The organism is Streptomyces novaecaesareae, assembly GCF_000716875.1.
Taxonomy (GTDB): domain Bacteria; phylum Actinomycetota; class Actinomycetes; order Streptomycetales; family Streptomycetaceae; genus Kitasatospora; species Kitasatospora novaecaesareae.
This window is the reverse complement of sequence record NZ_JNWQ01000129.1, coordinates 1-12,986: the sequence shown is the minus strand read 5'-3', so window position 1 is coordinate 12,986 and position 12,986 is coordinate 1. Positions and strand designations below refer to the sequence as shown.

Here is a 12,986-nt window from a genome sequence, read left to right as displayed (position 1 = left end):
CGCGGCCGGCTGATCGCCGACGAGAGCCTGGCCGAGTTCTCGGCCCGCAACGCGGTGGCCTCGGTGACCGTACGGACGCCCGAACTCGACGCGTTCGCCCGCCTGTTGCAGGCCGAGGGAGCCGAAGTGCAGCGGCCAGAGTCGCAGTTCGGGATCGTCACCGGGCTGCCCGCCGAACGGATCAGCCAACTCGCCCTGCGGCACGGCGTGGTGCTGCACGAGCTGGCCACCCGGACGCCGTCCCTGGAGTCCGCGTTCATGGCCCTGACCGCCGACAGCGTCGAATACCTTGCCGGAGAGGCCCGATGAGCACCATGACCCTCGCCCCCACCGACCCCACCTCCCCCGCCGCCCGCACCGAGCCGCGCGCCCGCTTCGTCGACCTGCTCGCCGCCGAGTGGATCAAGTTCTGGTCGCTGCGGTCGATCCCCTGGGTGCTCGGCCTGAGCGCCCTGGTCATCGTCGCCGCCAACCTCAAGTCCGCGCTGTACACCCACGACCACTACACGCCGGGCGACGACGATCCGGCGACCATGGCCCAAGTGGCGCTGGACAACGCCTACATCAACGCCTCTGCCACCATCCTGTTGCTCGTCGCGGGCGCCGTCGGCGTGATCGTCATCACCGGCGAGTACGCGACCGGGCTGATCCGCACGACGCTCGCGGCCGTCCCCGACCGCCGTGCGGTGCTGCTTGCCAAGGCGTGCGTACTGGCGTCGGTCATGCTCGGTTTCGGCGTCCTCACCGCGGGCGTCTCCTTCGGCGCCAGCCAGGCGATCCTGTCCGGGCTCGGCATCGGGCAGTCCATCGCCGACCCGCAGGCCCTCCGGTACGTGACCGCCGCCGCGCTGTTCGGCCCGGTCTGCGCGCTGATCGGGCTCGGCCTGGGCGTCGTGGTCCGGCACACCGCCGCCGCCGTGGTGGGTGTGGTGCTGGTCCTCTTCGTCCTCCCGTCGTTCTTCACCGAGACCTACCGCTGGAGCGCCGACCTGCTGCACGCCATGCCGCTCCCCGCTTGGAAGCGGCTGGCCCTGATCTCCCTGACGCACCAGCGTCCGACGGAGTACCCGGCCACGGTCGCGGGCGCGTGGACCACCTACGCCGTCTGGCCGCTCGTCTCACTGGCGGTCGCGGCCGTCGTCATCCGCCGCCGGGACCACTGACCCCCGGCGCCGCGCGGCCAGGGCCTAGGTGTATTGACCCGCGTGAACAACCCTGCGGGTCAATACACCTAAAACGCCGCAACGCTCCCCGGCGCCCGCTCGGCCCGGCTGAGCGCCCGCAGCACGCCCACCCAACCGTGCCGCCGGACGGCCAGCCGGGCCAGCAGGCCGACCACGAAGTCGGCCGTGTCGGGCGGGAGTTCGGGACTCGGGACGCCCGCGCCGACGACCCGGCGGTACAACCCGTCCGGCCCGTCCGCCCCGGTCTGGTCCACCGCCGTCTGGTCCACCCCGGTCCCGTCCGCCCCGGTCCCGTCCGTCATGACCCGCCCCCCACCGCGTCCCGCCGGCCCGACAGCCGCCCCGCCACCGTGTCCGCGACCGCCACCAGCAGCGCCGCCAGCACCAGGCCGGCCGCGACCGTCACGCCCAGTTGGAAGGCCAGCGCCCAGTCCGGGCTGCGGCCGCCGGCGTGGGCGAAGAACACCGAGCCGACCACCGCGATGCCCACCGCCGAGCCGACCCGCTGGGCGGTCTGCAGTACACCGCCCGCGCTGCCCGCCCGGGCGACCGGCACGTAGTGGAGGGTCAGCGTCTGGTTCGGGGAGATCACCAGCCCGCTGCCCACCCCGGCGACCAGCAGCGGCAGCGCCGTCGTCCAGCCCACCTGGGGCCCCGACCACAACTGCACCGCCAGCGCCGAGGCCAGCAGGCCGCCCAGCACCAGCAGCAGCCCGGCCACCACCAGCCGCCGGCCGAGCCGGCCCACCAGCCGCCCGCCCACCGCCGCGGCCACGCCCGAGCCGACCGCGAACGGGGTGATCGCCACGCCCGCCGCCAGCGCCGAGTAGTGCAGCCCCGCCTGCAGGTACAGCGTGAAGATGAAGAAGATCGCGGTGAACCCGGCGAAGTACACCAGCGACAACAGCACCCCCGCCGCGTACGGGCGCACCGCGAACAGCGCCATGTTCACCAGCGGCTCCCGCCGCCGCGCGTAGTGCCTCTCCCAGCCGACGAAGGCCGCCAGCAGCAGCACCGCTGCCGGCAGCAGCAACCAGCGGGCCGGGCTGTGCCACTGCTTCTCCTGGACGAACGGCAGCAGCAGCGCGACCGTGCCGGCGCCGAGCAGCAGCACACCGACCGGGTCGAAGTCGCGGTGCCCGGCCCGCTCGGCGGCGGGCGGGGGCGGCGGGAGCAGCCGGTAGGCGATCGGCAGGGCGACGACGCCGATCGGCAGGTTCACCAGGAACACCCAGCGCCAGCCGTCCTCCGGGCCGAACAGGTGGATCAGCAGCCCGCCGAGCAGCGGGCCGACGGCGGTGGACAGGCCGATGGTCGCGCCGAGCGCGCCGAAGGCCCGGCCGCGGTCGGCGCCCTGGAAGAGGGTCTGGATGAAGCCGGAGACCTGCGGGACGAGCACGCCGCCCGCCGCGCCCTGGAACAGCCGGGCCAGCACCAGCCACTCCTGGTCCTGTGCCGCGCCGGCCAGCGCGCTGGCCACCGTGAACAGGGCGAGCCCGGCGAGGAAGACGGCCCGCCTGCTGCGCGCGTCGCCGAGCCGCCCGGCCGGGACGAGCACCAGGCCGAAGGCCAGCGCGTAGCCGCTGAGCACCCACTGCAGGCCGCTCTCCGACATGTGCAGCCCGGCCCGTACGGTCGGCAGGGCGACGTTGACGATGCTGACGTCCAGCAGGGTCATGAACCCGGCGACCAGGCAGACCGCGAGCGCCCGCCAGCGCCGTGCAGCGGCCCGCCCGCCGACGGCGGAGGCGCCGGGCGGGTCCGGATTCGGGTGCGCGATGCAGCGCGGGGGTTGGACGGTCATGGGAGCCTCATCGTCACCCGGCCCACCGGGCACCGCCACCCGGGCCGGACGCCGCGGCGCGCCCCGCGCCACACCCTGTGCCACGCCCCGCGGCGCCCCCTGCGGGCCCCTCACCCGAACGGCCGAACCGGATCGCGGCCGGGACCGGCACGCCAGAGGTTATCGCCCTGGTCGCGGTCGCCGCCGGCGCGCTGATCCTGGCGACCAGCTGGGGCGGCAACCAGTACGCCTGGGGCTCCGGGGTGATCATCGGCCTGTTCGTCGGCGGCGCGGTGGCACTCGGACTGTTCTGCTGGGCCGAGACCCGGGCCGTCGAAGCCATGCTCCCGATGCGGCTGTTCCGCAACCCGGTGTTCACTGTCTGCTCGATGCTCAGCTTCATCGTCGGCTTCGCCATGCTCGGCGCGCTCACCTTCCTGCCGACTTTCCTGCAGTACCTGGACGGCGACTCGGCGACCGTCTCCGGCGTCCAAATGCTGCCGATGGTGACCGCACCCCCGCCCGCGCCTGGTCCGACCGGCTCAACGCCCGCCTCGACGCCGACGCCGGCCGCCCGCGCAGCCCCCGACTGCGCACCGCCGCAGACGCCATCGCCTGGCGCCCGCTGACCGAAGAACTCGCCAACGGCCTCCCGACCCACGACCGTTCGAGGAACAGCGCGAAGGTGTAGGCAGCTCACCGGCTACAGACGGGTGGTGTCGAGGTCGAGGTCGAAGGGCGCCGGGAGGTGCACAGGCGTACCGAAGGGGTGCGGGCCGCTCTCGGCGGCGTAACCGAGGCGGGTCGGCTCGCTGTACAGCGTGCAGCTGCGGTCCTGCTGGTCGACGAGGAGGTAGAGCGGAGCACCGTACTGGCCGTAACGACGGCGCTTGACGACACAGTCCGTCTCCGCGTTCGAGGGGGAACTGACCTCGACGATCAGGAGGGTCTGATCGGGCAGCAGCGCGCCCTCGGTCTTCGCGGCGAGCTCGGCGGGCACGACGGCCAGATCCGGGATGTACCAGTTCTCGCTGCCGGGCAGATCGAGGGTGCCGGAGCCGGACACCAGGTCGAGCTGCTCCAGACGGGGGCCGAGCTGGCGACGGACGACCTCGGCGGCGGACTCATGCGCCCAGGACGGCGACATGGGGGTGATCACTCCCTCGATGATCTCGGTGCGGTTGCCCGCGATGTGCCGGATCGCGTACTTCAATGCCCTCTCAGGGTCACTGACGGTGCTGTAGTCCTCAGGGACGTGGGGTGCCGTGCTCACAAGGCGTCTCCTTCCCATCGGCGATTCTCCCCCAGACCACACCGCCGTTCGGCCACCCGACCAGCCTTGACGGCTCCTGGCCATTCAGGGGCCATGCCATGACCAGCTCGTGCCGTTCTCCGTTCAGCATCCGCTCGCCGGGTCCTCCGATGTCGGCGGAACCGTTGCCTCCACATCCACGGGCCGGCGTCCGATGGCCGGGGGTGGGATCGGGCGGGAGACTGGCCGTGGGGGTCCAGGCACGGTTGGAGCGGAACCATGGGCGCTGGGCGGAGCCTCGCCGAAGTGATCGCCGCCGACGGTCCGTTGGCGCCGCGGGAGGCGGCCCGGGTCGGCGCGCAGGTGTTGGCCGCGCTCGTCCGGGGGCATCGGGAGGGGCTGGTGCACGGTGGTGTCGAGCCGGCCCGGGTCCGGCTGGAGGCCGGGCGGGCCGTCCTCGCCGAGTTCGCGGACGGGCCGTACGACGGGGATCCCGAATACCTGGCCCCGGAACGGACCGCGGGCCGCGCGCCCGGCCCCGAGGCGGATCTGTGGTCGCTGGGTGCCACGCTGTACACGGCCGTCGAGGGCCGGGCGCCGTTCCCCGGCAGGCGGCCGGGCGCGGCGGAGCGGCCGCCGGAGCCGCGGCGGGCCGGGCCGCTCGCGCCGGTCGTCGAGTCGCTGCTGCGCCCCGACCCGGCGCAGCGGCCGGGGGCGGAGTGGACCGGGCACATGCTCGACCGGGTGGCCGCGGGCCTGACCGTCGGCCCGGCGACGGCCGAGGCGTTGCCGGCCCGGGAGACGGCCGCGGTTGCGGCGCCACCCGGACCACCGTCCGGACCACCAGCCACGGGGACAGCGGCGGCGCGGCGGCGGCCCGGGGTGCTGGTGGCGGCGGTGGTCCTCGCGCTGGCCGTGATCGGCGGGGTGGTCTTCCTGCTGGTCGGCCGCGGAACGCACCACCAGGCGGGTACGGCGACACCGTCCGTGCCGCCGTCGGCGACCGGGCCGCAGTTGGGCGTCCAGCCGCCGAGCACCGAACCGTCGGCTCCCCAGACAAAACCCGAGACGCCCACGACCCCGCCGCCGGCCTCCGGGTCGCCGTCCCCGGCGGCGCCGAGCACCCCGGCGCAGACCCCCGGGGCCGAGGTGCCGCCCGGCTACGTCCGGACCACCGACCCGGCGGGCTTCAGTTTCGCGGCCCCCGTCGGCTGGGTCCGGACCGACAACGGCAGCGGGGGCGACTACTCGCCGGACGGCGGCAACCACGCGCTGCGGTTCACCGTCACCACCAGCGCCAACCAGGCCCCCGTCACCGGCTTCACCCAGACCGAGCAGACGCTCGCCCAGCAGGGCGGGTACAGCCGGATCGACCTGCGCGAGAACACCTTCCAGGGCAACCCGGGCGCCTACTGGGAGTTCACCCTCGGCCCCGCCCGCGTGGGCGCGCAGTCCTTCCTCACCCCGAACGGCACCCTGTACACCGTCTACCTCGGCGTCCCCTCCGCCGACTGGACCGCCTACCAGCCCGTGCTCGCCACCGCGCTGAGCACCTTCACGATCCCGTGAGCCTCCGGTCACGGCCTCCCGTCACGGCCGCCCGTCAGCGCCCGATCTCCTCGATCCGCCGGCCGTCCACCCAGGCCGACCAGCCGTTGGAGCAGAGGATGTGCGCCCAGTCGCCGGCCCGTTCGAGCAGTTGCAGCTCGACTCTCCCGTCGATCCTGGTCACGGCCGTGAGGGCCGGGTCCGGTGCGGCCCAGGCGGACATGCCGCCGGACGGGACGCGGTGCGTGGGGAGGAAGACGGGGGTGATGGTGGTGGGGGGCGGTCCGGGCGGCGGCGCGGGGGGCCGGCTGAGCTGCTCGGTCGCTTCCACCGCCGCCTTCGGGCGGTAGACCTCGTCGGGCAGCGAGAGCCCCGGAATCGGCCGCAGGAAGTCGGCGGCCAGGTTGCACGCCTCCACGACGCCGAGCGCCCGGAGTCCGAACCGGACGGCCGACCAGTCCTGTCCGGCCCGGGTGAGGCCCTGGCTGGCCAGGGCCCAGACGGTCGGCTCGGTCACGACGAACAGCACCAGGTCCTCCTGCGCGACGGGCCGGCCCGCTTCGTGGCCGACCACCTGGACGTCGTGCAGCGAGAGCAGGCTGATCCAGGTGAACAGGGTGCCGGCGAAGGTCGCCAGGGTGAGCCCGAGTTCGTAGGCCGGCGGATCGCCGCTCCCGGCCGGTTCGAGGTCCCCGGCGGCCGCGTACCGGCGCAGTTCGCGCTCGGCGACGGCGGCGGTGACCGTGGGCAGGGCCGCGCCGGTCCGCCCGCCGGGGTGCACCTGGGCGGCGAACAGTTCCGCGACGCAGTGGCTGATCCAGCGCCGGTCGGCGACCCGGAGGGCGTCCTGCTGGGCCTCCAGGAGGTCCGTCAGGGTGACGGTGACGGGCGCGGGCTGCTGCCGCCGCCCGGCGAAGGAGCGGAAGAAGGCGGTCTTGTACGCGTCGACCAGGACCAGCAGGAAGGCCAGTTGTTCGGCCGTCAGCTCCTCCATCGCCGTCGGCAGCGGCATCGGCTGCCCGCTGGAGAACTGCACCTGGAGCTGCACCCACCAGGCGAGGTCCTGGGGGGCGAACGGGGCCATCAGCTCGTACCCGCCGTCCAGCCGGGGCCGCAGGCCGACGAAGACGTCCTCGGCCTGGTGGGAGGCGTACAGCCGGCACTGGGTCGGCGCGCTGTCGAACAGGGCGCTGCGGGCGTCCACCACCCGGTCGGGTACGGCGAGCGGGAGCAGCGTGGCCCGCACGGTGGCGGTGGGCAGCCCGGTGAACTCGCTCAGCAGTTCACCGATTTCACGGACCGGTCCGGCCGCGGCGGCGCCGGGGTCGGGGGTGCTCAGGTCGGGCAGCGGTGACAGCACGCCCGGTTCGGGCAGCCCCAAGTGGCGTGCCAGCGGCCCGAATTCGGGCCGACCGAGGTGGATGGTGCGGGCCAGGCCGCCGGGCGAGGAGGTGTCCGGTATCCCGGTGCCGGTGGTGCCGGTGGTGCCAGCGGCTTCGGTGTCCATGGCTCACGTCCCTTCCGGCGGGGTGGTCCCCGGTCCGGCGCCGGCCACGATGCCCCTGGCCGCGGGCGCCGCCGCAGCACCGGCCGCCTGGGCGACGTGGGCGCCCGCGTCGCCCAGGCCGGGGCCGGGCAGGGCGTGGAAGGCGGGGGCCGCGGGCCCGGTCTGCTTGATGATGGCCGTCAGGTTCGAATCGACCTGCTGGGCCAGGCCGTTGATCGAGGTGCCGAACTTCTGCTGGGACAGCAGCTCCATCTGGGTCGGGGTGTAGATGCCCTTTCCGCAGTCGCCGAGGAAGACCTTCATGTCCATGACCCGCTGGTAGGCGGCGGGGTCGGCGCCCTTGTAGTGCATGAGCGGTTCGAGCTTGGTGCTGATGTCCTTGGCCACGCCCCGGGCGGTCTCCTGAAGGGCGCTGCCCGCGCTCAGCTCGTGCGGGTTCATGTACGACTTGAAGGTAGTCACCGACCCGGTCTGCGCGGCCCACTTGGGATCGGGCGGGTACCCGAGGGCGTCGTTCTTGAGCACCGGCAGGTCCTGGTACGCCTCCGGGTGCTTGCTCTGGGTGACGGCCTGCAGGGCCTTGCCCGCGTCCTGGCCACCGGTCGCTGCCTTGTACGCCTTGTTGTACGCCTGCTGGAAGGCGTCGTTGGCCTTGGGGGCGCTCACCGGCACGCCGTTGAGCTCCAGTTGGGACGTGCCCTTGAACTGTTTGAGCTCTTCCAGCAGGTCCTGCGCCCGCTGGGAGTTGGGGGCCGCGTTCTCCAGTTCCGCGAGGGTCCGGCGGTAGGCCATCTGGTTCAGGGCCAGGTCGCGGTCCATCCCGACGGTGCCCATGCTCTTGGCGTTGCGCAGGTCTATCAGGTCCCCGGTGGTCAGCTTCCGTCCGCCCCTGGTGAAGCCCTGCGCGTTGAGGGCGGCGACGGTGTCCTCCTGGGCCTTGTTCAGGACCGGGTTGATGGCGTTGGCGTACTCGCCCTGGACCTCCGTGCTCGCGGTCTTCAGGGTGGCCTTGGCCTGGTACTGGGAGTTGATCTCGATGGCCTTCTGCCGGAGCGCTTTCTGGGCGGCGCCGATCTCGTCCGCGCTCGCCCCCGACGCCTTCAGGGCGCGCAGGTCGTTCGCCGCCTGCTGGAACTCCTCCGCCGCCTTCTGCCCGGCGGCCTGCTCGGCCCGGTAGGCGGCGTCGTCGATGGCCTTGGCCTTCGGGACCGGGCCGGGCGGCGGCTGGCCGCCGTGCGCAGTGTTCAGCTTGTTCAGCGCGGAGGTCTCGGTGGCCGCTTCGGCGGCTGCCGGGCCGATGTTGTTCAGGCCGAGCGAGTGCAGCCCGACGGCGTTGCCGAGGTCCTGGACGAAGGCGAGCGCGATCGTGCCCCGACCGGCCTGCGGGGCCGGGCTGTTGGGGTCGATGACCTGGCCGATGGTGGCCTGGTAGGCGGCCTGCAGGGTGTTGATGGGGAGCACCGCGTTGGCGGCGCCGAGCAGGGCCTTGCCGATGCCGCCCTCCTCGTACCCGACGCCGAAGCCCTGGACGGCGTTGCGTCCGACCATGAACGCCCCGAGCTGGGCTGCTCCGGCGGCGGTCAGCGGCACCGCGAACGGGGCGAGCAGCATCTCCGCGGCGATGGCGGCGTGCTGCACCCTGGTAGCGCCCACCTCGTGCTCCTGGGCCGCGATCGCCTCCAGCTCGGCGGCCGCCGCCTCCGTCTCCGAGCGTCCCTGGGCCTGGGTGATCAGGGCGGTGGTGAGTTGCCGCAGTCCGCCCGCCGTGTCGGTGCCCGGGGCGCCGGTCTCGATCCGCTGCAGCACCCGGTTGGCCATTTCGAACTGGCCGGGCGGAAGGTGGTCGATCAGGTTGCTGAGGTAGTTCTCGCGGGCCTGGATCCCGTCCAGCTGGTGGAGGTAGTCGGTGTAGTCCCGTTCGGCCTGGCTGCCGTGTTGGACGGCGGCGGTGAGCTTCTCCAGCCCCGCCTTGCGGAACGTCTCCCGCGCCGCGTCCACGTTCGCGTCGGCCTTGGGGATCATCCCCTCCAGGTTCCGGATGGTCTGTAGCTGGTCGGCGGTGAGGCCCTGGGCGGGGTCGATGCCCTGCTTGAGGGTCTGCAGCTGCTGCCAGTACGAGGGGTCGTACATGTTGGCGTTGTCCAGGGCGCCCAGCCGGTCCCGGATCGCCTGGGCGGGGTCGGGCGCGGGCGGCGCAGGTGCGGGGGCCGGGGCCGGCGGCTGGTCGGGCTTGGGCGGGAGGTCCCCGGCGGGCGGTTCGTCGACGTGCTCGGGGCCGGGCGGCAGGTCGGGCAGGGGCAGCGGTTCGGGTTCCGCCGCGGGGAGCGGCGGGAGCGCTCCGGCGTCCAGCGGGAACGGCGCCTGCGTACTGGGCAGGGTCAGGGCCGGGTCCGCCATCCCCTGGGCCCGGCGCCAGTTGAGGTACTGGTTGAACTCGGCGTCGGTGGGCGGGTCGGTGAAGCCGGGGTGGGTGGCGCGCCAGCGCTGGAATGCCGGATCGTCCAACAGGTTCCGGATCCAGTCATTGATCGCCTTGCGGTCGCCGGGCGGCATGCCGGGCTGCGGCTGCCAGGGCGCGCCGCCCGCGTCCGGACCGTTGCCGGGCTCGCCCGCCAGGGAGCCGGCCAGGTGGCCGAGGAACGTGCCCAGCATCCCGCCCGCGGCAGCCGCGGCCGCCCCGGCCGCCGAGTACTTCAGCACGGTGGTGCTGCCGGTGCAGCTCAGCCAGGCCTTGCCGCCGCATTCCATCGAGCCGCCGTCGTCGGCGTGGGCCGGGAGGGCGTCGGTGAGTCCGTGCAGGAGCAGCACCGTGCCGATGATCAGCGCGAGGCAGGCGGTGGCGGGCGGTCGCGCGCCGGTGACGCCGATCAGGACGGCGGCCAGCGCGAGGGCGCCGGCCAGGCCCCACTTGGCCGCGGTGTCGGTGACGAACGAGGCGACGATCAGCGACACGGCGGAGCCGAGCAGGCCCACCGTCATGCCGGTGATCCCGGTGATCCGGTGGTGGCGGGTCGGCGCGACCTGTTTGACCACCGCCGACCAGATGCGGCGCAGGAACGTCGACACGATGCTCCCGAGCACGGTCGGCGCGCCCGCGAGCACCCCGACGGCGAGCACCGCCCCGGCCGCGGGCGGGACGACCTGGGCGGCGAGCAGCGCCACCGCCGCGCCCCACAGCAGGTGGACGGAGGCCGCGCGGTCGCCCCGGACCAGCGCGCCGAGGGTGTGCGGCAGGGCGCGCAGGTCGGCGAGGAAGCGGGCGGTGCCGACGGCGTGCCAGTAGCCGATCACGCCGAACAGCACGGTGGTGAGCAGGCCCCAGAACAGCGCGCCCTGGAAGAAGTTGTTGTGGCTGGTGGCCGGCGCTCCGTGCGGGACCTTGCGCCAGCCGTTGTAGCGGACGGCGATCAGGAAGACGTTCGTCGCGTAGCCGATCAGGCCGCCGACCACCGCGCCGGTCACGGCGGACCAGACGTGTTCGCGCAGCCACCCGGGCAGCCGCCGGGCGACCTCGCCGAGGGTGGGGACGGTCTGCGGGGCGGTCGCGGTGGTCATCTCGGCGCTCCGTCCGGTCCGTGCCGGCTCTCCGTCCGGTCCACGATGACGAACCCGCCGGCGTACGGCCGGTCGGTGGTGCGCACCCGCAGGACGGCGTTGCCCGCGGAGGCGAAGCAGGCGGTGGTGGTGCGCCCGGGCTCCAGCCGCGGCGATCCGACGGCGGCGGGCAGGGTGTACGGCACCGGGTCGCCGTTGTGCAGGGCCACGCAGCCGTGCGCGGGAACCCGCAGGTACTGCGGGTGGAACCGCCCGTCCAGCACCAGGGCGCTAGGGCCGGGCGCCACCCGCTCGCCGGCCCGGACGCCGGCGGGCGTGCCGAACGGCCGCTGCCAGACCACCAGGACCAGCAGGACGGCCAGCAGCGCGTAAGCGGTGGTGTGCGGGCCGACCTCGCGCAGCCGGCGGACGGTGCGCTCGGGGTCGGCGGCCAGCAGGCCCAGCGGTGTGCCGTAGGCGAGGTGCCCGGCGTAGGCGATGGCGATCAGCCCCGGGCCGCGCAGTGCGTAGACGCCCGCGACGGGCGAGGCCACGGCGAGGGTCTCGATCATCAGGCCCCAGGCCAGCGCCCACTGCCAGCGGCGGCCGGAGGCGAGGACGGCGTAGCTGATCCCGAAGCCGATGCCGTTGGAGAAGTGGAACGCCCAGCCGAGCAGCCCGGTGCGCGGGTCGGAGGAGTCCGCGCCCAGGGCGAGGACGCCGTAGGTGTCGATCGGCGCGAAGAGCCGGAGCCCGGCCAGTGCGAACGGCACCCGGAACAGGTCGTAGCCGAGGGTGCCGAGCAGGCCGCCGACCGTCCCGACCAGCAGCGCGCGGTGCAGCCGGTGCAGTTGCGGGGAACGGGCGGTGGCCACGCCGATGGCGGCGAGCAGCGCGAGGCTCGGCACGGTGACCGACCAGAACCAGACGGCGAACGGCGCCAGGCCGTACGACCAGGCCAGGACGGGGGTGACGGGGAGGAGCCCGAGAATCGCGCACAGGATCCCGGCACCTCGCCCACCGGGCCCGGGACGGGCCCGGACCACTGGGCCGTCCACGGTCGAGGTGCGCTGTTCTCCTCGTTCCCGCTCTGCCATTTCGGGGTCCGATCCGATCTTCTCCTGCCACGATTCCACCGGCGGGTGACCGGGGGCAACCGGTTCGGGCGACTACGCTCCGAGGTCCCACAGCCGGATCGTGCGGTCCGCGCTCGCCGAGACGGCGCGGCGGCCGTCCGGGGTGAAGGCGACGGCGTTGACGTTCCCGGTGTGGGCCTCGAACCGGGCCGCCTCCCGGCCGTCCGCCGGGTCCACCAGCCGGGCCCGGTTGTCGATGCCGAGGTCGGCGATGAGGTCCGCGTCGTAGTAGTCCGTCCCGCTTCCGATCAGCAGCCAGCGGCCGTCGGGGGACACCGCGAGGCAGAGCAGGTTGCCGGTGCCGACCTCGAAGCGGCCCGTCTCGGCGCCGGTGGCCACGTCCCACACGTGCAGCCGGTTGTCCATGGTGGTGGCGACGGCGAGGGCGCCGCGGGCGGCGAAGCCGACGGCGGTCACCACGAACAGCCCCTCGCCGAAGCGGCGCAGCTCCGTGCCGCTCGCCAGGTCCCACAGCCGTACCTGGTCGGCGCCGAACTCGGTCTGGGCGGCGCCGGAGAGCAGCAGCCGGCGGTCCGGGGAGAACGCGACGGCGGTGACGTCCGCGGTGTGCCCGGGGAAGCGGCGCAGTTCCTGACCGGTCGCCGGGTCCCAGCAGCGGACGGTGTGGTCCCCGCAGCCGGTCGCCACCAGCCGGCCCTCCGGGGAGAAGACCGCGGACAGACAGCCCTGCTCCTGGCCCTGGAAACGGCGGAGTCCGGTGCCGGTGGCGGTGTCCCACAGGCGTGCGGGCCCCCAGACGCCGCCGGACACCGCGGAGCGGCCGTCCGGGGAGAGGGCGGCGCACTCCACCCCGTCGTCGTGCGCGACCCAGCGCCGGACCTCGGCCCCGGCTTCGAGGTCCCACAGCCTGAGCGTGCCGTCCGCGCTGCCGGACAGGATCCGGCGGCCGTCGGCGGAGACGGCGACGCAGGTCACCGGGGCGGTGTGGCCGGTGAGGACGGATTCCCCCGACGGGTGGCCTGGCGGCGGGGCGGGTGGCGGCGGGCCGGGTGGCGGACCCGGCGGCGGGCCGGGCGGGGGG

The 12,986-nt window shown here is 74.2% G+C and carries 9 protein-coding genes and 2 pseudogenes; 4 read left to right on the top strand and 7 right to left on the bottom strand.

The window, feature by feature from the left end:
* Both OP86_RS30835 and OP86_RS30830 read left to right on the top strand, forming a co-directional pair.
* Window positions 1–309 (top strand): annotated as a pseudogene (locus tag OP86_RS30835) (ABC transporter ATP-binding protein); the annotation flags it as partial.
* Window positions 306–1,163 carry an ABC transporter permease subunit gene (locus OP86_RS30830; protein WP_030061651.1) on the top strand — a complete coding sequence of 286 codons (858 nt, stop codon included), beginning with the start codon at window positions 306–308 and terminating at the stop codon, window positions 1,161–1,163. The pseudogene OP86_RS30835 and the gene OP86_RS30830, both read left to right, overlap by 4 nt.
* A gap of 68 nt (window positions 1,164–1,231) precedes the next feature.
* Here OP86_RS30830 and OP86_RS30825 read toward each other — a convergent pair whose 3' ends face one another.
* Both OP86_RS30825 and OP86_RS30820 read right to left on the bottom strand, forming a co-directional pair.
* Window positions 1,232–1,486: a hypothetical protein gene (locus tag OP86_RS30825; protein ID WP_030061652.1), complete on the bottom strand. Its 255-nt coding sequence runs from the start codon at window positions 1,484–1,486 to the stop codon at window positions 1,232–1,234.
* Window positions 1,483–2,988: an MFS transporter gene (locus OP86_RS30820; RefSeq protein ID WP_245231840.1), complete on the bottom strand. Its 1,506-nt coding sequence runs from the start codon at window positions 2,986–2,988 to the stop codon at window positions 1,483–1,485. The genes OP86_RS30825 and OP86_RS30820 overlap by 4 nt, the downstream gene beginning before the upstream one ends.
* A 161-nt stretch (window positions 2,989–3,149) precedes the next feature.
* On the opposite strand from OP86_RS30820, the pseudogene OP86_RS35350 reads away from it, so the two are divergent.
* Window positions 3,150–3,476: pseudogene (locus tag OP86_RS35350) on the top strand (MFS transporter); the annotation flags it as partial.
* A 194-nt stretch (window positions 3,477–3,670) separates the two neighbouring features.
* On the opposite strand, the gene OP86_RS30810 reads toward OP86_RS35350, so the two are convergent.
* Entirely contained in the window at window positions 3,671–4,240 is a 570-nt protein-coding gene (locus OP86_RS30810) for a Uma2 family endonuclease (protein WP_030061656.1), read from the bottom strand.
* A 258-nt stretch (window positions 4,241–4,498) separates the two neighbouring features.
* On the opposite strand from OP86_RS30810, the gene OP86_RS30805 reads away from it, so the two are divergent.
* The gene (locus OP86_RS30805; protein WP_078653680.1) at window positions 4,499–5,788 is read left to right on the top strand and encodes a serine/threonine-protein kinase; all 1,290 of its coding nucleotides are present in this window, start codon (window positions 4,499–4,501) and stop codon (window positions 5,786–5,788) included.
* Window positions 5,789–5,822: 34 nt separating this feature from the next.
* On the opposite strand, the gene OP86_RS34155 is transcribed toward OP86_RS30805, so the two are convergent.
* The 4 genes from OP86_RS34155 to OP86_RS30785 form a co-directional block, all read right to left on the bottom strand.
* Window positions 5,823–7,274: a hypothetical protein gene (locus OP86_RS34155; RefSeq protein WP_030061659.1), complete on the bottom strand. Its 1,452-nt coding sequence runs from the start codon at window positions 7,272–7,274 to the stop codon at window positions 5,823–5,825.
* Window positions 7,275–7,277: 3 nt separating this feature from the next.
* The gene (locus OP86_RS37590) at window positions 7,278–10,829 is read right to left on the bottom strand and encodes a hypothetical protein (protein ID WP_033334114.1); all 3,552 of its coding nucleotides are present in this window, start codon (window positions 10,827–10,829) and stop codon (window positions 7,278–7,280) included.
* Window positions 10,826–11,905, bottom strand: a complete 1,080-nt coding sequence (locus OP86_RS30790) for a hypothetical protein (protein WP_157849891.1) — start codon at window positions 11,903–11,905, stop codon at window positions 10,826–10,828. Before OP86_RS30790 ends, OP86_RS37590 begins: the two co-directional genes overlap by 4 nt.
* Window positions 11,906–11,977: 72 nt before the next feature.
* On the bottom strand, window positions 11,978–12,986 hold a 1,009-nt coding region (locus OP86_RS30785; RefSeq protein WP_167344243.1), incomplete at its 5' end, for a WD40 repeat domain-containing protein.